The 24,963-nt window shown below is 63.7% G+C and carries 19 protein-coding genes and 1 pseudogene; 5 read left to right on the top strand and 15 right to left on the bottom strand.

All coding sequences use genetic code 11. The features are described 5' to 3' along the window. Positions 1-6: 6 nt before the first annotated feature. The 4 genes from AZH53_RS10270 to AZH53_RS10255 are packed head-to-tail and all read right to left on the bottom strand — an operon-like array spanning position 7 to position 4,413. The gene (locus AZH53_RS10270) at positions 7-1,050 is read right to left on the bottom strand and encodes a ligand-binding sensor domain-containing protein (RefSeq protein ID WP_319643429.1); all 1,044 of its coding nucleotides are present in this window, start codon (positions 1,048-1,050) and stop codon (positions 7-9) included. Continuing rightward, positions 1,047-1,781: an ATP-binding cassette domain-containing protein gene (locus AZH53_RS10265; protein WP_319643428.1), complete on the bottom strand. Its 735-nt coding sequence runs from the start codon at positions 1,779-1,781 to the stop codon at positions 1,047-1,049. Before AZH53_RS10265 ends, AZH53_RS10270 begins: the two co-directional genes overlap by 4 nt. Next, positions 1,738-3,366 carry an ABC transporter permease gene (locus AZH53_RS10260; RefSeq protein ID WP_319643427.1) on the bottom strand — a complete coding sequence of 543 codons (1,629 nt, stop codon included), beginning with the start codon at positions 3,364-3,366 and terminating at the stop codon, positions 1,738-1,740. The genes AZH53_RS10265 and AZH53_RS10260 overlap by 44 nt, the downstream gene beginning before the upstream one ends. A 15-nt stretch (positions 3,367-3,381) precedes the next feature. Next, positions 3,382-4,413, bottom strand: a complete 1,032-nt coding sequence (locus AZH53_RS10255; protein WP_319643426.1) for an extracellular solute-binding protein — start codon at positions 4,411-4,413, stop codon at positions 3,382-3,384. Between the two features lie 148 nt (positions 4,414-4,561). Here AZH53_RS10255 and AZH53_RS10250 point away from each other — a divergent pair, with 148 nt between their 5' ends. Beyond that, entirely contained in the window at positions 4,562-5,170 is a 609-nt protein-coding gene (locus AZH53_RS10250) for a hypothetical protein (RefSeq protein WP_319643425.1), read from the top strand. 78 nt (positions 5,171-5,248) lie between these two features. Here the strand turns inward: AZH53_RS10250 and AZH53_RS10245 are convergent, their stop codons facing one another. The 7 genes and pseudogenes from AZH53_RS10245 to mptA form a co-directional block, all read right to left on the bottom strand. Beyond that, positions 5,249-6,058, bottom strand: a complete 810-nt coding sequence (locus AZH53_RS10245; RefSeq protein WP_319643424.1) for a zinc ribbon domain-containing protein — start codon at positions 6,056-6,058, stop codon at positions 5,249-5,251. Positions 6,059-6,082: 24 nt separating this feature from the next. Then, positions 6,083-9,430 carry a hypothetical protein gene (locus AZH53_RS10240; protein ID WP_319643423.1) on the bottom strand — a complete coding sequence of 1,116 codons (3,348 nt, stop codon included), beginning with the start codon at positions 9,428-9,430 and terminating at the stop codon, positions 6,083-6,085. Between the two features lie 180 nt (positions 9,431-9,610). Continuing rightward, positions 9,611-10,475: pseudogene (gene frhB, locus AZH53_RS10235) on the bottom strand (coenzyme F420 hydrogenase subunit beta). 1 nt (position 10,476) lies between these two features. Then, complete coding sequence (gene frhG, locus AZH53_RS10230) at positions 10,477-11,445, bottom strand: coenzyme F420 hydrogenase subunit gamma (protein ID WP_319643422.1); 969 nt, start codon at positions 11,443-11,445, stop codon at positions 10,477-10,479. Beyond that, complete coding sequence (gene frhD / locus AZH53_RS10225) at positions 11,390-11,950, bottom strand: coenzyme F420-reducing hydrogenase, FrhD protein (protein WP_319643421.1); 561 nt, start codon at positions 11,948-11,950, stop codon at positions 11,390-11,392. Before frhD ends, frhG begins: the two co-directional genes overlap by 56 nt. A 10-nt stretch (positions 11,951-11,960) precedes the next feature. Further along, positions 11,961-13,331 (bottom strand): coenzyme F420 hydrogenase subunit alpha, encoded by a 1,371-nt coding sequence (frhA, locus tag AZH53_RS10220; RefSeq protein ID WP_319643420.1) that lies wholly within the window; start codon positions 13,329-13,331, stop codon positions 11,961-11,963. A gap of 265 nt (positions 13,332-13,596) precedes the next feature. Further along, entirely contained in the window at positions 13,597-14,535 is a 939-nt protein-coding gene (gene mptA / locus AZH53_RS10215; RefSeq protein WP_319643419.1) for a GTP cyclohydrolase MptA, read from the bottom strand. 143 nt (positions 14,536-14,678) lie between these two features. Here mptA and ilvC point away from each other — a divergent pair, with 143 nt between their 5' ends. Continuing rightward, positions 14,679-15,677 (top strand): ketol-acid reductoisomerase, encoded by a 999-nt coding sequence (gene ilvC / locus AZH53_RS10210; RefSeq protein WP_319643418.1) that lies wholly within the window; start codon positions 14,679-14,681, stop codon positions 15,675-15,677. Between the two features lie 190 nt (positions 15,678-15,867). Here the strand turns inward: ilvC and AZH53_RS10205 are convergent, their stop codons facing one another. From AZH53_RS10205 to purL, 3 genes are all read right to left on the bottom strand, one after another. Continuing rightward, on the bottom strand, positions 15,868-17,064 hold the full coding sequence (locus AZH53_RS10205; RefSeq protein ID WP_319643417.1) for a M24 family metallopeptidase: 1,197 nt from the start codon (positions 17,062-17,064) through the stop codon (positions 15,868-15,870). Positions 17,065-17,238: 174 nt separating this feature from the next. After that, entirely contained in the window at positions 17,239-18,558 is a 1,320-nt protein-coding gene (locus tag AZH53_RS10200) for a response regulator (protein ID WP_319643416.1), read from the bottom strand. A 38-nt stretch (positions 18,559-18,596) separates the two neighbouring features. Next, positions 18,597-20,666, bottom strand: coding sequence for a phosphoribosylformylglycinamidine synthase subunit PurL (purL, locus tag AZH53_RS10195; protein ID WP_319643415.1), 2,070 nt, complete (start codon positions 20,664-20,666; stop codon positions 18,597-18,599). 122 nt (positions 20,667-20,788) lie between these two features. Here purL and AZH53_RS10190 point away from each other — a divergent pair, with 122 nt between their 5' ends. Continuing rightward, positions 20,789-21,403 (top strand): translation initiation factor IF-2 subunit beta, encoded by a 615-nt coding sequence (locus tag AZH53_RS10190; protein ID WP_319643414.1) that lies wholly within the window; start codon positions 20,789-20,791, stop codon positions 21,401-21,403. A gap of 296 nt (positions 21,404-21,699) precedes the next feature. On the opposite strand, the gene AZH53_RS10185 is transcribed toward AZH53_RS10190, so the two are convergent. After that, positions 21,700-21,969 carry a DNA-directed RNA polymerase subunit L gene (locus tag AZH53_RS10185; RefSeq protein ID WP_319643413.1) on the bottom strand — a complete coding sequence of 90 codons (270 nt, stop codon included), beginning with the start codon at positions 21,967-21,969 and terminating at the stop codon, positions 21,700-21,702. Positions 21,970-22,285: 316 nt separating this feature from the next. Between AZH53_RS10185 and AZH53_RS10180 the strand changes: the two genes are divergently transcribed. Both AZH53_RS10180 and AZH53_RS10175 read left to right on the top strand, forming a co-directional pair. Further along, positions 22,286-22,750, top strand: a complete 465-nt coding sequence (locus tag AZH53_RS10180) for a HEAT repeat domain-containing protein (protein ID WP_319643412.1) — start codon at positions 22,286-22,288, stop codon at positions 22,748-22,750. A gap of 153 nt (positions 22,751-22,903) precedes the next feature. Then, entirely contained in the window at positions 22,904-24,895 is a 1,992-nt protein-coding gene (locus tag AZH53_RS10175) for a PAS domain S-box protein (RefSeq protein WP_319643411.1), read from the top strand. The last annotated feature ends 68 nt before the right edge of the window (positions 24,896-24,963 follow it).

Here is a 24,963-nt window from a genome sequence, read left to right as displayed (position 1 = left end):
TAGGCCTCACGGCTGTACCGTGCGGACCGGAAAGCGGTCGAACCCGTCCGCGACGGTAAGGCCAAGATCCGTTCCGATCCAGAGCCTGCCGTCCGCATCCTCGACGATGGCCTTCACCTCGTCCCCCGCGACCCCGCAGCCGCGATCGAGGTACTGCCAGCTGCCGTCCGGGCGCAGGACGGCGACGCCGTCGTACTCGGAGGCGACCCACATCCGTCCCCCGCTGTCTTCGAAGACGGTCCGGGTGGCACCCCCGGCAAGTCCGTCCTCCGTCGTGTAGGTCGCGGCGACCGTCGTCCCGTCAAAGACCGCCGCACCGCCGCGGCTCGCAAACCCGGTCGCCGCCCAGACCTCACCGGAGGCGTCCTCGACAAGACCGCGGACCACCGGGTGGGGGAGGGAGGCCGCTCCGGCCCGCTCCCATGCACCGTCGCGGCGGACGAGGATGCCGCCCGCCGTCGGGTCTGCACACCCGGCCCATATCCACCCGCGGCTGTCGATCATCAGCACCTCGCAGTCCTGCAGCCCGAAGGCACCGAGGTCCGCCTCCCGGACCCATGCCTCCGTTTCGTGCCGCCAGATGCCGTCCGCCGTGCCGGCAAGGATGCTCCCGTCGGGGGCGGCGGCGAGCGCGAGTGCACGCCCGAACGGCGGGTCGTCCGGCGAGGCGTCCCACACGCCGCCTGCGTACCGGGCGATGCCGCGGTCGTGGGCGATCAAGACGCCGCCGTCACCGGTACCCGTGATGGCACGTACGTGCCCGAATACCGGCGCTCCCGCCGGGAGGGGGAGAGAGGCCGTGGTCGCCCGGTCGAAGAGGAGGAGGCCGTCGGCCCCGCCGGTCCAGACCGCGTCCGCCCCGATGTACAGGGCGGAGACCTCCGAGGGTGGGCGGAGGATTACAATCCCCTCCGGGAGGGTCTCTTCCTGGATGATGAGGGGAACCGCGATGATGAGGGCGATCACCATGACGACGCCGGCAAGCGCGACCGCTCCCTGCAGGAGGGGAGAGAGCCGTGTCCCTGAACGGTCGGCGGACGAATCGTTCATCGGTCGCCACCCCCGTCACCGTCAGGATCGGTGTACTGCCCACCGCCGGGGTTCTCCGGCGGGGCGGCAAGCCTGCCGTCCTCCATCCGCCAGACCGGGGCCCCGACGCACCGGGCCTCGGCCGCGTCATGGGTCACCCAGATGAGCTGGCTTTCGTCCCGGCGGGCGTAGTCCCGGACGAGTCCGATCATCGCATCCCGCATCTCCCCGGGGAGGTTCTGGACCGGCTCGTCGAGGAGGAGGACGGGCCGGGCGGCGACGAGCGCCCGGCAGAGGGCGACCCGGCGGGCCTCCCCTCCGGAGATCTCCCCGGGTCTCCGGCCCGCAAGGGAAGAGAGGCCGCTCCTTTCCAGGAGGTCCCGTATCCTGGCCTCCTTCCCTTCGGGGCACGGGCCTGCGGCGAACCTGAGGTGCTCCTCCACCGTCATATGGGGCCAGAGGGCCGGGGACTGGAAGGCCACGGCGATGCCCCGGTCACCGGCCGGCACCACCCGTTCCGGCGTGCTCATGACGGTGCCGCCTATGGCCACCGTGCCCGTATCGGGAATCTCGAGGCCTGCAATCAGACGGAGAAGACTGCTCTTGCCGCTCCCCGACGGGCCCATGATGACGGCGTCCCCGGCAAAGGTCACCGTTACATCCTTCACCGCCGGGACGCAGCCGTATGCCTTTGCAAGCCCCCGGCACTCAATCACGGACACCACCCCGCAGGCATGACCCGAAGGTTCCACGGTGGTGCCCCCCATTTTTCCCCCGCATCATGGCAAGGGCCACCGCTCCGGCACCGAGCATGAAAAGAAGCATGCACGCCCCCAGCACCGCCACATCCCCCGAAGATCCGTAATGGAGATAGTTGTACATCAGGACGGTGACGGTCTCCGCCCCCGGGGGAAGAAGGAGAAGGGTCGCCCCCAGCTCCCCGGCACAGAGCGCAAAGACCACCATCCCCGCGGCAATGATGCCGGGGCCGAGGAGGAAGAGCCTGACACGGACCCAGCCGTCCATGGGGCCGGGTTCGAAGACCGACGCCGCCTCGAAGAGGAGCGGGGGCACGCGGCGGAGCTGGACGAGAAGGAGAAGTGCGGCGACGGGGACGAACCGTGCCAGGAGGGCTGCGATGGGAAGCACCCACGTGCCGTAGAGCACCCCGGCGGCGCCCGATGCAAGTCCGATCGTTCCGACGCCCACGAGGGCCGCGGGCACCGCGAGAGGGCCCAACACCACCAGCCACCAGACCCCCGTACGATCCGTGTTCATCCGGGCTGCAAGGGGGTAGGCAAGGGGAAGGGCACAGAGAGCCGCCGCACACGAGAGAAGCACACTCGTCGTCATGGCGGGGAGGGCAAACCCGGCAAACCCCCCGGCATGCGAACCTGCCACCCATCCGAATGCAAGCATCACCATGAGGACGGCGCACTGTCCTGCGAGCATCACGCAGGATACCCATTGCACTCCCGAAAACGCCCGGGAGCAGGTGAGGGGAATGGCAAGACTGCGTGCCCCGGGATCGGCGGCATGGACGAGGCGGCGAAGCCGCCCCTGCAGGAGGTACATCACCGCCACCGTGACGGCCATCAGGGGACAGGCGAGGAGGAAGGCCCGCCCGGCGCTGTTGGTGGCCGCATACTCGGCAAAGATCTCAAGGGCATAGACATTCACCGAGAAGAGCGACGGAACGCTGTAATCGGTGATGGAGAGGAGGAAGAGGAGGGCAGCCGACGCCCCGGCGGCCGGTGCCGTCAGGGGAAGGACGACCCTGGCACGCGCCCTCCTGTCCCCGAGAAAGAGGCGTGCCGCCTCGATGGCGGAGGTGTCCGTGATACAGAGGCCGACAAGGCAGATGCCGGTTGCAAGAGGGAGGAGAGAGGCGTACTGGACCCAGAACGAGAAGAGCCATCCCCACGTAAATGCGATGCCGGTCACCCCGACGGCGTCGCCCGCCACGAGGGCCAGACCAAGCCATGCCTGCGCCCAGAGATAGGGAGGCACGAGGACAAAGGCCAGAAACGACCAGCGCAGGAGGGAGAGCGGGCCCTCTGTCCAGCGCCAGAAGAGCGTTGCCGCACACCACCCTGTTGCGGTCCCCGCCACCGCCACCGCCACCGCGAGAAGGAGCGACTGGAGGAAGAGGGTGAGGTGACGCCCCGTGGGAATGGCCAGAAGGGCGGCAGCGCCTGAACCGGAGAGGAGGCCACAGGCGTCCGCCGCAACGGCGGCGAGGGGCCCGTAGGCAACGAGAAGAAATATCCCGACGAGAGCCGCCGGTAGCACCCTGCCGGCAAAGGCCGTCGTTCGTCGTGTTCCACCGCCGCTCATCGCCACCCTACCACCCTACCGGATAAAGAGAGCAGTGCAGTCCGCCCGTGAGGTGCTCAGGTTCCCATAGATGGCATCCGCCGTCACGTTCATGCACCGGACACCGGAAAATCCCTCCCCTTCGGGAAATACGGTGCCGCTCCGGGCGCCAATCTGGCACCAGCCGATATCCGCGAGCATCTGTTCGGTCTGCGCCGAGACGAGATAGTCATAGAGGACCTGCCCCTCCGACGGGTTCGGCCCCCCGGCAACGAGGGCGACCGTGGTGGGGATGACGAGGGTGCCGAGCCCGCCCTCCTCCTGGTCGGGGACGATGATTGCGACCGGCAGGCCGTCCTCCACGGCACGGGAGGCATCGTCGGTGTCGGTCATGCCCCAGGCGAGGTCACCTGCCGCGACGAGGTCGCGGACGACCGAGTTTCCGTCGACGATGCGGACGTGCCGGTCTGCCACCTCTTCGTAATAGGCCCGGGCGTCCTCCTCGCCGAGGGCGGCATAGAGGGCGGCGGCGTGGGTCGAGGTGGTTCCGAAGACCGGGACGGCAAGACCGATATCGTCTGCCTCATAATCCGGGTTCACAAGGTCCATCACCGAGGTGGGGTACTCCTTCGGTGCAAGGCGGTCGGTATTGACGAGGATGACCCGTGCACGACCGCAGGTGCCGGTGAAGTACCCGTCGGCATCCACGAATCCTGCCGGTATGTCCGCCGCCGCTGGGGAGGAGTACGGGGCAAGGACCCCATCTTCTTTCAGGAGCACCGTCTGCATCACCTCGCCGTTCCAGAACACATCCGCCTGCGGGTACTCTTTTTCGGCGATGAGCCGCTGGACGAGACCGGTCGTCTTTGTCGCCTCGACGTCGTAGACCGGGAGTACATCGATGCCGGACTGCTCCTCGAAGGCCGCGAGCACCGGTGCGGCGTAGACCTGATCGACCGAGGTGTAGACGACGACCTGCGGGGCGCCCTCTCCCGGCATATCGACACATGCCGCACCCAGCACGACAACAACCATGACTCCAACGAGACCCCAAAATTTCAAGTTCATGAACAGTAAGGGGATTTTTCTTGGAGAGGCTAATAAAGGTATCAAAATGCTGCGGGAACATGCCTTCCCAGCCCCCATCCCCCCCCCAAACCCATCTTAAGAAAGTATTTCACGACTGGGTGCCGATGTACGGGCAAGGAGGCATCGGATGAAAAAATGCCCGGCATGCAAGACCCTCAATGACGAATCCGCACAGTACTGTTCCTTCTGCGGCTATTCCCTCGGGGACGAGGATACGCCCGCACCGGGGCCGCAGGCCGCCGCTCCGCCCGCCAGGGGGGCACCTACACCTGCCCCTGCCGAACCGGAAATTCCCCCGGCGGCGGACACCGTTCCCCCGTCCCCTGCAGCCGCCCCTGCCACTCCTGCCGGAGGCGCCCCGAAAAAGAGCGTCGCAATGGCCATCATCGCCTCGATCCTCTTCCCCGGCCTCGGCCAGACCTACAACGGCGCCCTCCTGAAGGGAGTGCTTCTCTACCTCGGGATAACGCTCCTCTCCCTGCCGGGCTACCCCTTCATCCTCCTCGCAGGCGTCGTCTACCTCTATACCATCTGGGACGCCTACCACACGGCGACCCGGATGAACAAGGGCGAGATCGGCTTCGTGAACTTCAGCTGGGTCAGCATCTTTCTCTACTTCGTCTCCGCGGTCGCGATTGCCATCGGCGCCGGGATGATTCTGGCGGCACTCGCGATGGCGGCGGATGAATATTTCCTCTACACCGATTCCTGCGGCAACATCTTCGGCTGCTCCTGAATGACGACATAAAAATAATTCAGAGGGTGACCCCCCATCTTTTCACCGGCGAAAAAGAGCAGTCCCGACGAATAATCCTTACGTATAATACTGGGCAAAGACGACCTCGCGGTCGCCGTTTCCAAACACCGCCTCGCAGCGGAGATACCGGGTGCCGTAGAGGCTGCCGCCGTACATCTCCAGCGGGAGATAGAACCGTTCCCCGATGAACGGGTACTGCCACGAGACGACATGGCGCCCGTAGTTGTCGCTCACCGCGATCTCGATTGCCACGATATCATCCGCCCTGCTGCCGCCCAAAAGCTCCACCTCGAAACTGTCGACATTCGCCGTGACGTCGAGACGGGCGAGGTCCGAGCGGACCGGGGCGGGCGTGGCCGCGGAGGCCGCCGCGGTGGTCGGGACGGCGGTGGGGGACCAGGTGGCCTCTCCCCCCGCACCGGTGCCATCCCCGGAACCATAGGACGGCAGGCCGCCCATTCCCATGACGGCGAAGATGACCGTCAGGAGCACAAAGACGATACCCGCCGCCATCCGGGTCATCCCCGTTTTTTTGCCGTCCTTTGGCGGTGCCCCTGCGGATGGCGCCTCCGCCGGGGGAGCCGGGGGTGGCGGAGGAGGTGGTGGGGCTAAAGAGGATGACGGAGTTATCTTCGCTGCATCCCTCCGCCCGGTGCCGGGTCCGGAACCTTTGGCCCCACCCGCACCACCCAGCGGCGGGGGTGGCGGGGGCGGAGGAGGAGGCGGAGACGTCGATGGGGACGCAGGGGGGGCCGGTGCTGCCGCGGCCGCCTCCTCCGTCCCGCCGGTCAGAAGGTTCGTTCCGCACCGCTCGCAGAAGCGGGCATCCTCTCCGACCTTCTTCCCGCAGTTCGGGCAAAACGCCATTTCACATCCTCCCTGTCACGGCGATCACTTCTTCAGGACCCCCGCCGCCTCGTGGAGCTGGTTGATCTCCTTGAGGCCGTCGTTCAGGCTGATGTTGTGGTTGCTCTGCAGGAGGGCGTCGGCCTCGGCGGGCGACATCCGGCCGCTGCCCACCTCGTTTGCGACCGTGAGCACGTCCTCCTGCCGGGGGGTAAGGGCCGCCCCGCCCTCCTCGTAGATCGGGCGGTAGCGGTCGAAGCCCTTCACCGTCCCGCGGCAGGCCTCCTGCGTGCCGTCGACGTCGCCGAGGCGGTTCACCGCATCGGACGCCTTGACGCTCTCGATATCGGCGGCGTGGCGGGCCTCGGCCCCGTCCCATGTCCGCACGGTGTCGGGGTCCAGATACTCGGGGACGTCCATCCCGTCGCGGACGCGGTAGGCCTCCACCTGCAGGGACCCCTCCGAGGGGCCGGTGACGGTGTGCAGCGCCCGCTCCGCATCGACGCCCTGCGACTGCGCCGCCTGGTTGTAGAGCTCCTGCCCCCGCTCGGGGGTGAGCGCCCGGCCGTCGGGGTCGACGGGCCGCCCGCGGGAGGAGTCCCAGCCCACGTCGCGGTCGATGTTGATCTTCGGGTCGTCCGAGGTGCCGCGGAAGTCCATCACATCGTCGGTCGTCACCGGCCGGGTCGTCCCGTCGGGGTTCTCCCACCGGACGCCGTTGTCGTTCATGTTCTTCACCCACTGGTTGTCGATGTCGCGGTTGACGGCGTCGATCTGCTCGACGATCGGCCGCTGGACGTCGGGCGGCGCCTCCTTGATGATGTTTCTCGACTGGTAGTCCTGCATCACGTCCTTTGCGCCGTCCCGCATCCGCGTCTGGTCCCCGCTCTCGACGGCGTCCATCATCTCGCGGGTCGTTTTGCGCCCGTTCTCCACGTTCTGCTGCCACTGCCGGTGGGCCGCCTCGTCGGTGCCCTCGGGGTGCAGGTCGTTCGTCCCGCCCCGCTGGCCGTCCTCCCAGTCGAGGGGCCGCGACCCCTCGTCGGGGGCGGGGGCGTCCGCCGACGGGCGCCCGGCATCGGAGTCCGCCGCGGCGTCGGGCCGGGTACCGTCTGCATCCGGACGGCTCTCGGCATCCGGTGCTCCCCCGGCACGGTCGGTCTCGGGGGCACCGCCCCGTCCTTCGCCGCCGCCATCGGCATCCCCGGCGGGCCTGCCCGCGTCTGCATCGGCATCCGGCCGGGTACCATCCATATCCGGTCGTCCACCGTCCGCATCCGGCGATGTCCCTGCATCGGGCCGACCGGCGTCGGCGTCCCCGGCACGTCCCGTATCACCCTCGCCGGGTCTCGTGCCACCCTCCGCCTCGGGCCGCACGCCGCCATCCGGCGCCTCCGGGGCGTCCGGCGAGCCGCCTGCGCCCGCATCGAGGTCGACGGACGGCCTACCGCCGCCCGCAGGGACGTCCACATCCACGTCCGGCCGCGGGGTGCCGCCGCCGACATCCCCCGTCGGGCGCACGTGGCGGGCGCCGTCCGCGTCCGGGGCGTCCATCCTAAACGTGCCCCGCTGGCCGGGGAGGTTGCCCTGGTCGTAGTTCTGTATCAGGTTGTTGCCCATCCGCCCGGCATCCGCGACGTTTTTCCCGATGCCCGCGTCCAGGCCCACCGAACCGCCCACTTCCAGGGTCGCCTTCACGCCGCGGGAGACGATCCGGTCCGCCTGTATCTGGAGGTTCTGCGACGAGTTGTCGCGGGCGATCTGGATGTCGGCGATATTGTGCTTGAGATTACTTCGCTGGTCCTCGAGATATTTGATCAGGTGCTCCTTCGTGGGGTCGGACTTCGCATCGTCGAGGAGCCGGTCGAGATTGCGGTACTGGTCCAGCTGGTCGTCGTAGAGGCGGTCGAGCGCCTGCAGGCGGTGCTTTTCGATATTGTAGGAGTCGATGTTGGCGATGAGGTCCGAGAACGGCTCGGCGTAGTTCCCGTCGATCGTGAGCATCCCGCCGTCGAGCTGGAACTTCGAGCCCCCGATCTCCACATCGAAGGCATGGGGCACATTGCCGTCCTGCGTCGCCGACCACGCTTCCGCGGGGTCGAAGTCCGCGTCCCGCAGGGTGAGGGCGGTGTGGTCGATGCGGTCCACCTTGATCGGCGGCCTGAACCATGAGTCCGTCCGCTCGTCATAGACCAGTCCCTCCTCCTGCCGCCGTCGGTCGAGATCGGACTGCCATTCATCGGCACGCTCGTCGTACCACCGCTGCCGGTCGGCCTCGAGGGCACGTTCGTCCTCCTCGGTCCACGGCGTGCCGTCCGGGTGCCATGCGCCGGGGATGACCTCTCCCCCGCTCCCGGCACCGGGGCCCGCTCCGCCACCGCTGCCTCCAACGGCCGTCCCGCCGCCGGAGAGACCCTGCAGGAAGATCGGGCCGTTGATGAGTACGGTGAGGATGAGCGACGCCCCGCCGGAGATCACCTGTGCGGTCCCGTCGGTTCTCAGGCAGTCGTTCGCGTTGAGCGGGTCGTCCAGGCAGTCGTGGGCCACGGCGGGCACCACGAAGAGGAGGCAGGCGAGGACAATCGCCCCCACCACGACGCCCCGGTTGCCCTTCTTCTGCATCATCTGATCCTCATCCACCACCGGCGTGCGCATGATCGCGTAGGCGAGAAGGGGCCCTACGATAAGATTCAGGTGCAGGAGCGTGTACTCCTCGATCCCGAGGATGTTGTAGAGGACGAAGGCGACCACGATCGGGGCCGCGATGCCGAGGACGAAGATCGCAGGCTTCGAGAGCTTCTGCCGGTGGGGCTGGAGTGGGAGAAGCCGGATATCGATCTCCTTGCGGTACTTCGCGAGCATGACCGGCATCCCGATCATGATGATCGGCGTGATCCAGTCGATGCCCTCGACCGTGACCCCCCGGATGCTCGAGTAGAGGAACCAGATGATGGCCGCCACGACCCCGCCCATGATGGCGAAGCGGTCCCAGAACTGCTGCGACCGCTTCTTCGCCGGAGCCTTCGCCGCCGGCGCTTTCGTTGCCGCAGGGCGGGGGGAGGTCTTCGGCGTCTTCGGCGTCTTCGACGCAGGCGGCGAGGCGGGTGTCTTTGTGGCCTTGCCCGTCTTCGGGGGGGCGGCAGGCTTCGCTGCCGGCGCCGTCTTCGCCACCGCAGAAAGGGCAGGCGGGACGGAGGGAGCCCACGCCGTCCCGTTCCATGCGAGCCACCCCTCCCGGTCCGGGTCCGGCTGCCACCATACCCCGTTCTCGTCCTGCACCCGCAGCCCGTTCACCTGATCACGGTAGACTGCCGCGCCGATCTTCCCTGCCCTGCGTTTGCGGCGAAGTTCCTGATATTTTCGTTCTGCACTCGTAAAATCCGGCTGCACCATATTCCACGCCCCTTTACAGAGAAAAAACCGGATTCAGAGATATAATTTGCTGTTTTCACCGGAAGGGTTTCATAGGAGCCGTGCAGGCCGGGGGGGTGCCGGGTTGCCGGACGGTTTGAAGGATGCGCTTCGCTGTCGCGGTCTGCTTTTGAGAAATGGGGCCAAAGAAAAAAAAGGGATTTAGAGGTACGGGTTGCGCAGTCCCTTGTTCACGCCAAAGGATGCACGTTCCTCGAGGGTCTTCTGGTTCTTTGTGATCTTCTCGTTTGCGAGTTTGGTCACAAGATCCAGGCCCGGCTTCACATCTGCAATGTCCTTCGTCTCGAAGTACCCTGCAGCGATTGCCTTGCTCCAGACATCCTCTCCGACCTTTGTGCGGACGAAGACCGTCGACCAGCCGTCGGGGGTGCCGACGGAGCCGGTGGAGACATCCGCGAGGTTTGCAACGTAGTCCAGACAGACGTGGCAGCCGCCCTGCTCGAACTTGTGGGTGAGCTTGAGCGGGATCTGCGAGACGGCGCCGCGCTCGGTGTAGACCGAGAACTTGCCCTTGCCGATGTCCATCTTCGTTGCCGACTCCATCTTCACGTTGCAGAGGTCCTCGACCATGGTCTCAAGACCCTGGTACGGGAAGTTCTCCATACAGAAGATACCGAGTGCGAGCGCGATCTTGTCGGGGACGGCACGCATGCCGACCGGGTAGAGCTGTGCCTTTCTGAGTGCCTGAATCTGGCACGGGGGTACCGACGATACCGACCTTGTCAAGACCGTAGGAGCGGGTTGCTTCCTTGATCAGTGACATGTTCGGGCTGATCGTGTAGCGGGTTCCACGGGCTTCGAGAAGTTCGTCCACCGTGGTTGCGACGATCGGCTCGGGCTGGAACGGCTGTTCGCCCTGTCCTGCAACAATTGCACCGTCGATGATGCCCTCTTCGAGTGCAAACGCGAAGAGCTGCGTGACGATGCCGCCATCCTGCGACTTTGCGAGGATGCCCGGGTCTGCTGCGCGGGCGCAAATTGCTGTCTTATAAGAACCAAGAACCATGTTACTCACCTCCCTTGCCCATTGCAGCGTCAATTGCTTCGCCGATCGCCTCGAACTGGTTGATCACGTCGAAGTTGAAGAAGCTGCGCGGACACTGGGTATAGCATGCTCCACATTTGATGCAGAGGTCGCGGTCGACCTGGGGCTTGCCATATACCATTTCAACGGCACGGACCGGACAGGATGCGGCACAGGTACCACAGCCCATGCAGAGGCCCTGGTTGATCACGTCGTAGATAAGGTCGCAGCCACAGGCCTCGGTGCCGCGGGCGGCGAGGTCCATGAGGGGCTTTAAGTAAGCTGCTGCAAGCTCCTTCTGCTCGTCGGTTCCCTTCAGGAGCAGGTATGCCATCACTGCGACATTCCTGATGGACTCCTTGGACGGCGGGCATGCAGGAAGATACAGGTCGACGTCGATGAGATCGCCGATCGGCAGGTAGCTCTCGTGCTGGGGCTGGTTCCACTGGCCGCCACGGGCGAACCGGGTGATGTTGCCGTATGCCGCACAGCCGCCGAGTGCCACGACGATGGTTGCGTTCTCACGTGCTTTCTTGATGTCTTCCACCGAGTGGTGGTCGTTGATACAGACCGAACCCTCGACGAGTGCAACATCCATCTTCGGGATGTCACGAACGTCTGCGAGGGTCAGGCAGTAGACAAGGTCTGCGTAGTTGTCCAGGAGCGCAAACAGACCTTCGTAGTTGTCTGCGAGGGACACGAGACATCCGGTACATCCGGACATGTGGACGTGTCCAATCGTAATTTTATCTGCCACAGGCAATTCCTCCTTTATTGTTTCTTCAGGTTTTTGTTCAACCTTCACATCTGCGGGGGTCTGAGCAGGCTTCGCTTCAGCCGGCTGCGGCACCTCGACTTTCGTCGGTGCTGCGGGTGCGGCAGGAGCGACAGGTGCCTCAGGCGCTTCCTGCTTCCCCGTGAAGATCTCCTTCAGATATGATAGTAGTCCCATAATCCACCCCTACTTCGGCGAGTGCACGCTGCACCGCCTTCGGAATGGCCTTCTTCACGTTCTCAGTGAGCCAGAACCCGACGTCATCGGACTCGTTTCCGATATCCGACAACTCAATGCTCTCCGGCTGGCAGCCGATGATGACGACCTTCGTCCGCTTCGAAAGCTCCTCAAGAGGTTCCTTGAGTCCACCCCATGAATGGGGGTCGAGGTACCGCTCCTTCGCGCCTTCCGTCAGGAAGTCCGGTGTCACTCTCGTCAGCTGGCCGGGCTCTCCGCCGAAGTCGAGGATGTCAATCATCACCATTGTATCGACGGGTGTTTCGGCCTGCGCCACGAGCGTGAAGAGGAAATGCGGCCCTGCAAGCCCCGCATCGATGACCTTGAGGTCACCGGGGAGGGCAAGCTTCTTGAGCTCCTCGATCACCGCCGGTCCGAACCCGTCATCCGTATAGAGCGGGTTGCCGATGCCGACGATCATCTTCTTTGCGTACCAGTCCAGCATTGTCAGGCTCTCACTGGAACATCTTCTGGGCCACTACCTTCTTCGAGTCGTCGACCACCATCATGTGGGTCGCACAGGACACACACGGGTCGTAGGCACGCATGATGACTTCGGTGAGCTGCCACGGTGCACCCTCGAGGGCACGGCTGACAGTCGGGAAGTTCCAGGTGGTCGGCACAAGGAGCGAGTACCACTCAACCTTGCCGTCCCTGACCTTTGCCAGGTGGACATCGGTTCCACGGGGTGCCTCGTTTGCTGCCCAGCCGAGTGAGCCGTCACCCTGCGGGATCTCGTCTGCGACGACGGCGCCGGACGTGTCAACTGCATCGATCGCCTCGATCATGCTGTACAGGCAGTCCATGTATTCCATCTGGCGTGCGATCTGCAGGCCCATTGCGCCCTTGCGGTCGTAGTTGCGGAACATCGCGAGACGTGCACGGGGGCCGACCTCGACGGGTGCGCCGTCATACAGGGGGACACCGGTGCAGGCTTCCATTGCAGGCCATACCTTGGTGCCGACCGGGGTCGTGCCGCCAATCGGGTACTCTGCATCCTCGAGGGATACTTCGAGTTCACCCTGGTACCAGTCCCACGGGCGGACTTCGGTCCAGCGCTCGGGGTACCACATCGGCTCGATATCGAGCGAGGAGCTGCCGTAGAGCGGGTCGGTTGCCATGTAGCCCTGGTCGTGGAATCCGAACTTCTCGGTCTTCTCGACTTCCTTGCCGTTTGCAACGGATGCCATGGGGCGTGCATCCCAGTCCTTGAAGACCGTGATCATGAACTCCATGTGGTCACGGGCAAGGGGCAGTGCCTCCTTGGCGAGATCATAGAGCTTGGATTTTGCACGCGGGGTGATGTTCTTGTACATACCGCCGACACGGGGGTTGGACGGGTGGATAGGTTCGCCACCGACGATCTCGCCCACCGTCTGGCCGATCTCACGGAGCTTCTGGATCCGAAGAGCGACGCTGCGGACAGGTTCCTCGGAGGTGAACGGGTTGATATGGGTGTCCGTTCCGGGGATGTACATGTCCGGCAGTGAGAGGATGTTGTGCAGTGCGTGGCTGTGCAGCCTGTTTGCGCACTGGAGGATCACACGGAGAAGGTATGCATCATCGGGGATGACGCAACCGATGGATGCCTCCATCGCTTCGATACCGGCAAGGGTGTGGGCAATCGGACAGATACCACAGACACGGGAAGAAATCTTGGGTGCCTGGTGCATCGACTTACCGATGGCGAGTTTTTCAATACCCCTGACGGGCGTCAGGCTGAGCCAGTCACCACGCTCGACGATGCCTGCGTCATTGACCTGCATCGTGATCTTGGTGTGGCCCTCATGCCTTGTAGTTGGGGAAATCTCAACAACTTTTGTCATAAATTTTCGCCTCAAACATTGTGTTTGTTTACTCATCTGGCGCTACAAACGAAAACACACACAATATGGATGTCATACAGTGTGTTGCAACACACGTACCCACATGAAGTACGTAAGGAGTATCTAAACAGTTATTTTAAAATAAGTTTCGCTTGGATCGCAGAATAATCGTGTAAAATTAAATAATTTATACTGATTTTTCATGGAGAATTGCCCAAAGTTCATGAAAAACAGGCAACTTTTCAAAAAATAAAATACCGGAGAATTAGTCCCCGTTTCCAATCTCTGCCTTCAGTTCCGCAATTGTTGCCTTGCGCTCCGCATAGGCGTTATGCTGGTGAATGGACTCTTCATTCGTCTGCTGGATGGTAATTATCGAATCTCCGGGAAGATATGAGAATTTCTGGACCACCTGCTTCGCCATTTCACGAACGCAGTCCTCGACGAACCGGGCGTTCTTGTGGGCCGAGAAGACCACATGGGACTCGTCGCCCCGCTTCAAAAGCTCGAAGATCCGTGCGCTCATCGAGTCCTTGAGGACGTTTATTATGTCGTCGAGTTCGACCCTCTGGTCGTCATCGGTCTCGATCATCAGGTAGCCCTTGCCCCGCTGGTTGTGGGAGGCCATGGGGATGGCATCGAGAAATGCAGTGATCTTCTCCTCATCGACGTCGAGGTCGCGGAGCTTGTTCGAGGCGAGCTCCTTCATGATGTTCTGTGCACAGGGGCAGGCCGTAATCCCGGTCACCTCGGCGCCGATCATCCGCCGTACGATGGGTTTGCCGTTGTTGCGGTCGGCGATCGCGCTTGCGTGCACCTCGACGACCTCGTCGCACTCTGTCTTCGAGACCGGGGTCTCCCGCTTCACCATGTACAGGCTCTTCATATTGACTTCGGTGCGGTCGGCGTACTCGTGGTGGTCGAGGAGCTTTCGGGCAACCGCATTACAGACCTCCTCGATGCCGTTGACCATGCCTTCGGTCGTCTCCTGCAGGACTTCGTCGATGACCTCGAAGTTCCTCGAGAGATTCGCCCCTTTCAGGCTGCTCGGAAGATCCACATAGACATTGAATTTGGAGATAAAGATGACCGGACGTTTGCCCGGGCGTGCAACCTCCACCAGTTTCTGAACATTCTTTACGCCGACGCGGGTGAGGTTGATCCTCACTTCCGGCAGGTTAGACTGTGTATCTGGGAGTTCCATTGTTAACCTCAGTTTTCGGGGAAACGGTTCGTTTCGGGAAAAATTTCAACCAGTATCATGCCGTTTCCTTTGAGTAGTGTTAGGTTTTTTATCCTATGCTATAATATTTATGAAGGACGCCTGTTGGCTAAAGGAAGTGAAAAATGATTCAGAAATACTACGAATCGGATGCAGACCTTGGAGATCTTGCCGATTGCAAGATCGCTGTCATCGGCTACGGATCACAGGGCCGGGGCCAGGCCCTCAACCTGCGCGACTCGGGTCTTGACGTGGTCATTGGTCTTCGGCCGGGGAAATCCTGGGAGAAGGCCTCCGCTGACGGCTTCGAGGTCTACGATGTCGAGACCGCAGCTAAAATGGCGGATGTAGTAATGATCCTCCTCCCCGACGAGACACAGGCGGCGGTGTACCGGGCATCGATCCTGCCCAACCTGAAGGAGAACGACTGCCTGATGTTCTCCCACGGGTTCAATATCCACTTCGGACAGATCGTGCCCCCCCCCACGGTGGACGTGATCATGGTCGCCCCCAAGGGGCCGGGCCACATGGTGCGGAGGGTCTTCGAGGACGGCGGCGGCGTCCCGGCCCTCATCGCCGTCCACCAGGACCACACGGGCAAGGCACGATCGCGCGCCCTTGCGTATGCAATGGGCATCGGCGCCACCCGTGCGGTCGTCCTCGAGACCGACTTTAAGGAGGAGACCGAGACCGACCTCTTCGGGGAGCAGGCGGTCCTCTGCGGCGGCATGACGTCGCTCATCAAATCCGGGTTCGAGACGCTCGTCGAGGCAGGGTACGCTCCTGAGATGGCCTACCTCGAGGTGCTGCACGAGTGCAAGCTCATCATCGACCTCATCTACGAGGGCGGGTTTACGAAGATGCGGGACTCCATCTCCAATACCGCGGAGTTCGGCGACCTCACCCGCGGGCCGAAGGTCATCGGCCCCGAGGTGAAGGTGGCGATGAAGGAAGTGCTCCGGCAGATCCAGGACGGGGAGTTCACCCGCGAGTGGATGCTCGAGAACCAGGTGGGCCGCCCGGTCTTCACCTCCCTGAAGCGGCAGGGCGAGGAGCACCAGATCGAGAAGGTCGGAAAAGAGGTCCGCGGGCTCATGCCGCAGTTCCGCGACCTTGCCGACTGAATTTTACCACATTTCTTTTTTGTAGATTATTCACCGGCAGACCGGAGGTGCCGGACGGTCTTCGCAGGCCATGCGATACGAGAAAGGAAGAATCGGGGCGGTGGGATCAAAGAAACCGGAATGAAGAGTGCAGGGGAAAGAGCGAAAAGAGCAGGAAGAGCGGGAAACGGCCCCTCCGGATGCCTTCCCCCTAATCGCGGCACACCGGCATGAGGCCCGGATGGGTGCCGGTGAGGCAGCGTCCGCCGTGGGGGGTGACGACGAAGGTGTTTTCGATGCCCACCATCCCGACGCCGGGGATGCCCTTCTTGGGCTCGAGGGCGAAGGTCATGTTCTCCTGCAGGGGCTCCGCAAACCCGCGGGCGATCACCGGGAGCTCGTCGATCTGGAGCCCGATGCTGTGGCCGAGGAACTTCACCCTCCGCCCCCCGTAGCCCATGAAGTTTTCGAGAAACGCCGTATCGAGGCCGTCCATGACGGTTGCATAGATCTCCGCGGGGCTGATGCCGGGGCGAAGCATCGCCGCTATCTGGTCCTGTATCTCCACGCAGGCGGCGTGGGCCGCCACCGCCTCCTCGGGAAGCTCGCCGCAGTAGACGTAGGTCATCGTCTTGTCCGTGTGGTAGCCGTCGACCCCGCAGCCGACGTCGACGAAGACGAGATCGCCTTTCTGAAGTGTCCGCTCGCGGCTCCCGAGGAGGGGGACGGCGGCGCACATCCCGTAGCTCCCGCCGGGGCCGTCGAAGCAGGTCGGGTAGAGGGAGCTCTCCCCGAACCCCACCTGCCCGAGGAGCATCTCGGTGTCGAACATCCCGAACCGGACGGTCCCGTGGTGGCCCTCCTCGACGAGGAGGGGGTAGAGGGAGCTCGTAAACGCCGCCTCGCTGATACCCCCCACGAGGAGTTCCGGCACCCGCCGTTCGAGGACGTGCCGGTGAATCCTGCCCGCCTCTTCCATGAGGGAGAGCTCGTAGGCGCTCTTGACCGCCCGGATGGCGGCGATCGCCCCGTCGGCGGGGCGGACGCTCGTGCAGGGGAAGTGCTTTTTGAACCGGTCCAGGAAGGCGAGGGTGACCACCTCCGTTTCCATGTGGACGGTCGCGGGGACGGATGTTGCTGCCGCCGCATCGCGAAAGCTCCCCATCGGACGGATGTCGCCGAACCGGGACTCCGCTCGTGCCCGCTCGAGACTCTTTCGGACCCAGAAGACGGCACCGCCGTCGCGGGGGATGAGGAGGAGCCCGTCCTGCATCGTCCCGGTGAAGTAGTAGAGGTTCACCTTGCTCACCACGGCGGCGAGCTTCCATGCCGGGTCTGCCCGGTCCATCGCAGTCCGGAACCGGGTCATCCGGGAGAGGAGTTCGGATTGGGGGACGCGTCCTTGCATACTCCTCCCTATGGGGGTCGGGACCATAAAAAGTGCTGTTGCAGGACGCACCCGGAGGTTTCGTCCCCACCGGAAGAGAACGATTGCAGTGCCCGGCGGGGGTATCGCCCGGCACTATGAGACCGTCCCTTTTTGAACCGGAACCGGTAAAAACGGGAAGGGGGAGACGCCCGATCAGTCGACCTGCGTCTTCGAGCGGATCTCGTCGCCCCAGCCGGAGCTGCGCTCGCCCTCCGCGAGCATCTCCTCCACCCAGATGCGGGCGATCGCGTTGCCCGCCTGAAATGCGATCACCTCGAGGGACATAAGCGACGAGTCGGAGATCTCCTCGGGGTAGTTGGAGCCGAGCAGAAGGAACCCGATGGAGGACGAGTTGTAGACGATGGGGATGACGAGGACCACCTGCACGCGGGCGTGGGAGACCTCGCAGCCCAGAAAGTCCTTCATCTCGTCGAAGAACGAGTAGATGCACTCGCCCTTTGCAACGGTCCGGCAGATGGGGGTGCTCTTGTCGAGCGAGCGGATGGAGGCGATGAAGGCGTCGGAAAAGCCGGTGTGCCGGACGATCTCGAACTCCTCGGTCCGCGGGTTTTCGAGGTAGAGGGCCCCGAAGGACATCTCCGATACCTTGCAGGCGGTCGTAAGGCAGAGGTCGAGGGCCTCCCCGAGCGACCGTGCGGCGGCGAGCCCGAGGCCGAGGTCGCGCTGGGCGATGAGCTGGTCGGTCATCTGGCGCCGCTCGGTGATGTCGTAGAGGGTGCCCTGCACCGCGTATATTTTGCCGGACTTCTTGCGGAGGTAGTGGGCGAACTCCTGCACATACCGCACCTCGCCGTCCTTGGTGACGATGCGGTACTCGATGTCGGTCGCGAGGGTCGGGTCGCGCTCCGCCTCCTTCATCGCATCGTAGATGAGGGGGAGGTCCTCCTGGTGGACGAGGATGTCCCAGGAGATCTCCTTGCCATTGATCTCCTCGGCCGGGTAGCCCGTGATCCGCTCGAGTGCCCCGTGGGCGAAGATCACCGCGAGGTCGGGCTTGCGCTCGAAGGCGATGCCGTTGAAGTTCTCGATGATGAAGCGGTAGCGCTCCTCGCTCTCGTGCAGTGCACGCTCGAGGGCGTTGTTCTTGACCATCCGGCGGACCTGTGTTGCGAGTTCGTTGAACTCGGCGCCGGGGTCGTCGCCCTTGGGGAGGTAATAGTCGGCGCCGTTTTTCAGGGCGCTTATCACGACGTCCTCCTGGCCGAGGACGGTGTACATCAGAAACGGCATGTCCGGGTAGCGGATACGCACCTTTTTGAGAAACGTGATGCCGTCCATCCCCGGCATCTGGTAGTCGGAGATGACCGCATCGAGGTGTTCGCTTCTGAGGAGGTCCATCGCCTCGTCGCCGTTCTTGGCCGTCACCACCTCGATGTCCCCGGAATGTTCGAGAAGGATCTTGCCCACCTCGAGGAGGGAGGGCTCGTCGTCTGCCAGGAGTATCCGAATCATGTCACACCACCATCAGGAACGGGGAAAATCCGCCCATTCTATTCAAACATCATCCTGCTACGTATTGAATCAAGCGCTTCGTCCCGTTCGCCTGCGGAAATGCACAGCCTCGTCTCCCCGATGACCATCGCCATATCCCCGCCGCCGACGGTGCCGATGACGGTGTACGGCAGATCCCCGAGGTCATCGGGGTCGGCGACGGCCGCAAGGAACCGGCCGGGCGCCTCGGAGAAGAGCACCTCCCACGGGTCGCCCGCGAGCGTTGCCATGCAGCCGTCGTCAAGGCCCGCAAGCGTTGCGAGGAGACCGCCCGCCGAGATGTCGGTGACGGCGACGCCCGAGCGGGCGAGGTCACGGACGAGCGGGAGAAGCGTGATGTCCGCGATCGCGGGCGCACTGCCGCCGCAGCCGGTGACGACGTCGAGGATGCTCCCGCCGAGGGCCGGTTCGGCCTCGCCGATGAGGACGAGGGTGTCCCCCACGACGGGGGCGGCGGGTCTGACAAGCGGCCCCTTGCCGGCCATCCCGATGGAGGGGGTCGGCTTGATCTGGGTGTCGAACTCGTCGCTCTCGTTGTACAGGGAGACGTTCCCGCCGACGACCGGCGTCGCGAGGGCCCGGGCCATGTCGCCCATGCCGGCGACAGCACGGGAGAGCTGCCAGTAGACCTCCGGGTGGACGGGGCTTGCGAAGTTGAGGCAGTTGACGATGCAGAGCGGGTCGGCCCCGAGGCAGGCGAGGTTCGCCGCGTTCTCGTAGACCGAGTTTGCCGTCCCCTCGTAGGGGCGTAGCGCGATCTGTCGGGGGAAGCAGCCGCAGGAGAGGACAAGCGCCTCGTCCCCGAGCCGGAGCAGACCGGCGTCGCCGCCGACGGCGACCGTGCGCAGCTGGACGTCGTGGTCGTACTGCCGGGAGACCCAGTCCTTTCGTGCGATGTCGGGGTGGGAGAGGACCTGCAGGCAGACCTCCTTCAGGTCGGCCGCAGGGGCGGTGTAGGGAGTTTCGCGCTCATACGGGCTGACCTCGCGCGTCTCGGCGAGGGCGCCTTCCACGAGGAGGTCGATGGGGAGGTCGCAGACGGTTGCGCCGTTGAAGGTGACGATGTAGCGGTTCTCGGGGATCACTTCGCCGATGTCGCTCCACTTGAGGTCGTACTTCTCGATGATCGTCGTGAGCGCCGAAACGTCTTCGGGGGCGACCTCCATGAGCATGCGTTCCTGCGACTCGGCAAGCAGGATCTCGACCTCGTTCATCCGCTGTTCGCGCAGGTGGACGTGGTCGGCGACGATTCTCGCGCCGAAGGTGGAGGACATCTCGGAGGAGGCGCCCGCAAGGCCCGCGGCCCCGAGGTCGCGGCAGGCGACGATCTTTCCCGTCGCCTTCATCTCCAAGGTCGCCTCGATGAGGAGTTTTTCGGTATAGGGGTCGCCCACCTGGACGCAGGGGCGGTCCTCGGCCTCCGCGTCCTCGGAGAGGTCGCGGGACGCGAAGGAGGCGCCGCCCAGCCCGTCGCGGCCGGTGGAGGCGCCGTAGAGGATGAGGCGGTTGCCGGGCTTCTTCACGCGGGCGGTGAGGTAGCTGTCGGGGTCGACGATGCCGACGCAGACGACGTTGACGAGCGGGTTGCCGCCATAGTCCTCGTCGAAGACGAGTTCGCCGCGGACGACGGGGACGCCGATGCAGTTGCCGTAGTCCCCGATGCCCTGCACCACGTGTTCGAAGAGGTAGCGGTTCTTCTCGTCGTCGAGCGGGCCGAAGTAGAGGGGGTCCATCAGGGCGATGGGCCGGGCGCCCATCGAGATGATGTCGCGCACGATGCCCCCCACCCCGGTCGCCGCGCCGTCATACGGGTCCACGTAGGACGGGTGGTTGTGCGACTCCATGCCGATGGCAAGGGCAATGCCCTCCGAGAAGCGGACGATCGCAGCGTCGTCGCCGGGCCCGAGGAGCACGTTCTCCCCGGTCGTGGGGAGGGTCTTTAAGAGTGCCTTCGTGGAGCGGTAACTGCAGTGTTCGCTCCAGAGGTTGTCAAAACAGGCGAGTTCGAGGTCGGTGAGGGTGCGCCCCAGCTGACCCTCGAGATAGGCAAGATCCCCGGCAGATACCATGGTGCAGAATGGTTGGTACCGTGCACTAATAAGGGTGCGCATCAGGGAGGGAGTTTATATAGTGCCGGGAGGTCGTTCTCTTAAAAGCACTATTAAGAGTGTGCACGACCAATGGTACAGCCATGACCGACCCGTACGAAGCGTTGCTGAACAAGGCATATGAAAATATTACGGAGACCTCGGGCGACGAGGGGCGGTTCACCGTCCCGCAGGCCCGGGTCTTCATCGAAGGGAAAACCACCGTCCTTGAGAACTTCTCGGACATCGCCTCCGTGCTCCGCCGTGAGCAGGACCACTTCATGAAGTTCCTCCTCGGCGAACTTGGTACCTCCGGCAAGATTGACGGCAACCGGGCGGTCTTCAACGGCAAGTTCGAGATCGAACAGATCCGCACCCTCGTCGAGAAGTATACCGAAGACTACGTGATCTGCTCCGAGTGCGGCAAGCCCGACACGCGGCTCGTCAAGGACGGGCGGATCACGCTGCTCCGCTGCGATGCCTGCGGCAGCCACCGGCCGATCCGCAAGCGCCGGGTGAGAAGCGAACCGGTCGGGAGCCAGCTCGAGGAAGGCAAAATCATGGACGTCGAGATCGAGTTCCTCTCACGCCGTGGCGACGGGGTCGCAAAGATAGGGAAGTATACGATGTACGTGGCAGGGGCAAAGCCGGGCCAGAAGGTCAAGGTGAAGATCACCCGTATCGCCGGTTCCATCGCCTTCACCGAACGGGCCGATTAAGAGATATCCGCAGGGATTTTCCCCGAACATACTTTTTTTTCCGACCCTCGTTGTCCCCCGGCCGGGGACCGGACGCCCACTGCCCGGACGCGGAGCGTTCCCTCGCCGCGGGACGGGCGGGCAGGAGGGTTTTTCCCCACCGGCGGGCCGGAGGCATGGAGGCCGGTTCCCACCACCGGCATCAGGCCTGCCGCGTGTCCGGGCCCCGTGCCCCCCGGTGCCGGCCCGTATGGCGCTTGCGCTCCGAACCCGCGGATAAAAAAAAGAGGCATCTCCGCGGCGGCTGCCGCGGGGACTTACTGCTGTTCTATCTGTGCTATCAGGTCGTTGCAGTCCGCGGCGATCGTCTTTGCCGCCCGGATGATGGCTGCAACCGGGTCGGCGCCGTCCTTCGTGGTGACGAGGAGGGTCGGGTCGACGAAGTGGAAGCGGAAGTCGTAGGACGCGACATCGACGGCCGGGTCGGCGAGGATCTCATTGGTGAGGGCGTTCATGTAGGTGTGCGTCTCTCCGGCGAAGGATATGCGCACCTTGTCCGCCTCAAGCTCGATGATCTTGATCTCCATAGGTACCTTATAACTACGGGGAAGGATGGGATATAAGTATTGGTGAGGGCGGCGGGCGGCAGGGAGGGTCGTCCCGGCGACGGGGGAAGGGCGGCCCGGGGGACGCCTGCGCCATGCACTCCCGCCGGAGGGGGACACCCGGCATGCAGGAGGGCCCTCGTTTTCGCATCAAAGGCGTGATCATGCACCGGCATGAAATTCAAGTGCCATGCACTTCTCCTTTGCAAACTGGCTTTTATAATCGGGGATAAGGAACCTATTGCACCTGGGGGGGAAAGCGGCCACGGACACCGAACGACCAGACCCGGCGGGGGAAGTGCACGAATTGGTACATGCCCTGCACTCCGGAGACATCCTCCGGAGGCTCGAGGCGATTTCCCGGGCAGGGTCGCTCGGGAGTCCTGCAATAGGGCCGCTCCACAGAGTGCTCAACGAAGGCGATGCCAGTGCCAGCTGGGGGGCGGCACTGGCATTGGTACGGGTGGGAACGCCCGCCCTCGACTGCCTCATCGCCACCTTTTCCAGCGCTGCACCGGGGAGCGTGCCCGCCATGTGGGCCGCCGGAAAGATCGGGGATGCACGCTCGGTCGCGGCGCTTGCGGGCGTTCTTGCCGAATCACCGGAGGAGGTCCACCGCGTCGTCGCCGCATCGGCGCTCCGTGCCATCGGCCACCCGGCGGGATGCGCCTGCGTCGAGGAGGCGCTGGGAGCGCATGACGCGCATTTTGCCCGTTCTCTTGCCACGATCAGTTGGTTCCGGGGAGATAGGCGGTATTGCTAGGCTCTTTTGCATGGCACTTCAGGTAGCACTACCCGAAAATTGGCAAATTTCGACCATTTTTGCGCAAAATCTTGGATTGATTTATATATCATATCAATTCACGTTTACTTGCCGAAGAGACATCGGCAGACCCTGTATTCAGGGGGGGTTTGAATGGCAGGACAGACAGGAGAGAGAGATCGCGATCCCGACATTACGGGCAGGCTGATGACCATCATCAAATTCCGGCCCAAGGGAGTGACGATCTCGGACTTGGCACGGGAAACGAAGGTCAACCGCAACTCTGTTGCAAAGTACATGGAGATCCTCCAGGTGGCGGGCCAGGTTGACATGAAGGTGGTCGGAAACGCAAAGGTCTACTCGGCTGCGACACGGGTGCCGATTGCGACGATGATCAACACATTCTCGGAATACCTCATTGTTCTCGACGCAAAGGGGTCGATTGCTCTCATCAACGACCAGTATCTCCGGTTCGCAGGTCTTGCCAAGGAAGAGGTTATCGGACACCGGATAGGGGAGGTCAAACTCCCCGGTCTCACCAACGATGTGGTCACCTTTCTGACGGGCGGCCTCGAGGGGAGGGAAGCCTCGCTTGAGGTGACCATCGAGAAGGGCGGCGAGGAGTTCTTCTTCGCCATCCGGTGCATCCAGACGGTGCTCGAAGGAGGGGGCCACGGCACCCTCATCATCCTGCGGGATGTCTCCGAACACCGCAGGGCGGAGATCGCCCTGAGGGAGAGCGAAGATCTCTTTCGGACGCTCTTTGCAAGCGTCCACATGCCCATCTTTCTGCACACGTCCGCCTCCGAGGAGATCCCGGGGAGATTTATCGAGGTGAACGAGTCAGCATGCAGGGCATTCGGCTATTCCCGAAACGAGATGCTTGGTATGAGCATCGCCGACCTCTACTCGCAGGGAGAGGACGGGACACGGCCGGAATGCTTCCCCTTCGAGGAGGGGAAGACCTTTACTTTCGAACGACACCTGCGCACGCGGAAGGGGGCGACCGTTCCCTTCCGGATCAACACCCGGTTCCTTGCGATGGACGGCAGGGAGGTGATCCTCTCCATCGCCCGGGACATCACCACCGAACAGGAGCTCTCGGCACAGCAGCGCCAGCACATCCATGACCTCGGGTTTCTCGCGACCACCTCGAGCGAGATTGCATCCTTCGGCCCGGAATGCGACCTGTTTTCGTACATTACCGGCACCATCTGCCGGACCCTTCCTGCCGGGTCCGCCGTGGTCACCGCATCGCCAACGACGGCCGGGGGGACATGGACCGTCCGGGCGGTGCAGACCGCAGCCCTCGCCGGAGATAGCACCGGTGTGGAGCCGGTAGCATCAGGCACACCCCTTGTGATGACGGACGACCAGCTTGTACGGCTCGGGACGGGGGAGATGACCGGGCCGGTGACGGGAGAAGATGTGCAGAAAGACCAGCATCTCTTTGCACATCCCCTCCCGGGCACGATGCAATGCTATGTAAAGGGGCTCGTGGTGGACGGCGAGCTCTTTGGGATGGTCGTCTTCTGCCTGCCGGAGGAAGCTCTTGGGGAGAACCTCCGGCTCCTGGAGGCGTTCTGCGACCAGGCGGCGGTGGCCCTCCGGCGACAGGCGGCCGAGGAGGAGCTGACCGCGACGAACGCGACCCTCCGGCAGAAGCTCGTCGAGCACGAGCGCGACCTCGTCCACATGAACGAAATCCTCGACATTCTCAATGTCGAACGCAGCTACCTCGACCGGGCACTCTCTGAACAGACGGAGTTCATCGTAAAGTGCCTGACGATCTCGGGATTTGCCATCGTCGGCCTGGGGCGCGACGGGATCGTGACCGAGATCAACCAAAACGCGTGCGATATCATCGGCACCGGCGAGGGCGACCTCATCGGGCGCGACTGGTTTAGGGAACTGGTCGCAGGGAGCGGGGGTGCGGGAGCCTCCGACCTCCACGAGACGTTGATCGACGGCACGCTCAAGGCCGGCATCTCGGCAAAGCCGGTCACCTGCACCGACGGGACGAAGAAGAACATGGTATGGCTCGCCCACCGGGCCAACGCCGGCCAGGACAATCCGACCAAAGTCTACTGGTTCGGCGAGGAGGCCCCCGGCGAGCATATCATGGAGCTGTCGGTGAACCTCTAAAAAAGACCGGGGCGGGCGGGGGGATGCCCGCCCGGTGCTTTCCACCACCATTCTTTCATTCTTCCATT

Source organism: Methanovulcanius yangii, from assembly GCF_018687785.1.
In the GTDB taxonomy this organism is placed as follows: domain Archaea; phylum Halobacteriota; class Methanomicrobia; order Methanomicrobiales; family Methanomicrobiaceae; genus Methanovulcanius; species Methanovulcanius yangii.
The sequence above is the reverse complement of the archived record's forward strand: the minus strand, read 5'-3'. Positions and strand labels throughout refer to the sequence as shown.

Coding starts and splice junctions, on each gene's coding strand:
- AZH53_RS10270 (WP_319643429.1), bottom strand. CDS start 1,050: ATGAACGATTCGTCCGCCGACCGTTCAGGGACACGGCTCTCTCCCCTC.
- AZH53_RS10260 (WP_319643427.1), bottom strand. CDS start 3,366: ATGAGCGGCGGTGGAACACGACGAACGACGGCCTTTGCCGGCAGGGTG.
- AZH53_RS10255 (WP_319643426.1), bottom strand. CDS start 4,413: ATGAACTTGAAATTTTGGGGTCTCGTTGGAGTCATGGTTGTTGTCGTG.
- AZH53_RS10250 (WP_319643425.1), top strand. CDS start 4,562: ATGAAAAAATGCCCGGCATGCAAGACCCTCAATGACGAATCCGCACAG.
- AZH53_RS10245 (WP_319643424.1), bottom strand. CDS start 6,058: ATGGCGTTTTGCCCGAACTGCGGGAAGAAGGTCGGAGAGGATGCCCGC.
- AZH53_RS10240 (WP_319643423.1), bottom strand. CDS start 9,430: ATGGTGCAGCCGGATTTTACGAGTGCAGAACGAAAATATCAGGAACTT.
- frhG (WP_319643422.1), bottom strand. CDS start 11,445: ATGGGACTACTATCATATCTGAAGGAGATCTTCACGGGGAAGCAGGAA.
- frhD (WP_319643421.1), bottom strand. CDS start 11,950: ATGCTGGACTGGTACGCAAAGAAGATGATCGTCGGCATCGGCAACCCG.
- frhA (WP_319643420.1), bottom strand. CDS start 13,331: ATGACAAAAGTTGTTGAGATTTCCCCAACTACAAGGCATGAGGGCCAC.
- mptA (WP_319643419.1), bottom strand. CDS start 14,535: ATGGAACTCCCAGATACACAGTCTAACCTGCCGGAAGTGAGGATCAAC.
- ilvC (WP_319643418.1), top strand. CDS start 14,679: ATGATTCAGAAATACTACGAATCGGATGCAGACCTTGGAGATCTTGCC.
- AZH53_RS10205 (WP_319643417.1), bottom strand. CDS start 17,064: ATGCAAGGACGCGTCCCCCAATCCGAACTCCTCTCCCGGATGACCCGG.
- AZH53_RS10200 (WP_319643416.1), bottom strand. CDS start 18,558: ATGATTCGGATACTCCTGGCAGACGACGAGCCCTCCCTCCTCGAGGTG.
- purL (WP_319643415.1), bottom strand. CDS start 20,666: ATGGTATCTGCCGGGGATCTTGCCTATCTCGAGGGTCAGCTGGGGCGC.
- AZH53_RS10190 (WP_319643414.1), top strand. CDS start 20,789: ATGACCGACCCGTACGAAGCGTTGCTGAACAAGGCATATGAAAATATT.
- AZH53_RS10185 (WP_319643413.1), bottom strand. CDS start 21,969: ATGGAGATCAAGATCATCGAGCTTGAGGCGGACAAGGTGCGCATATCC.
- AZH53_RS10175 (WP_319643411.1), top strand. CDS start 22,904: ATGGCAGGACAGACAGGAGAGAGAGATCGCGATCCCGACATTACGGGC.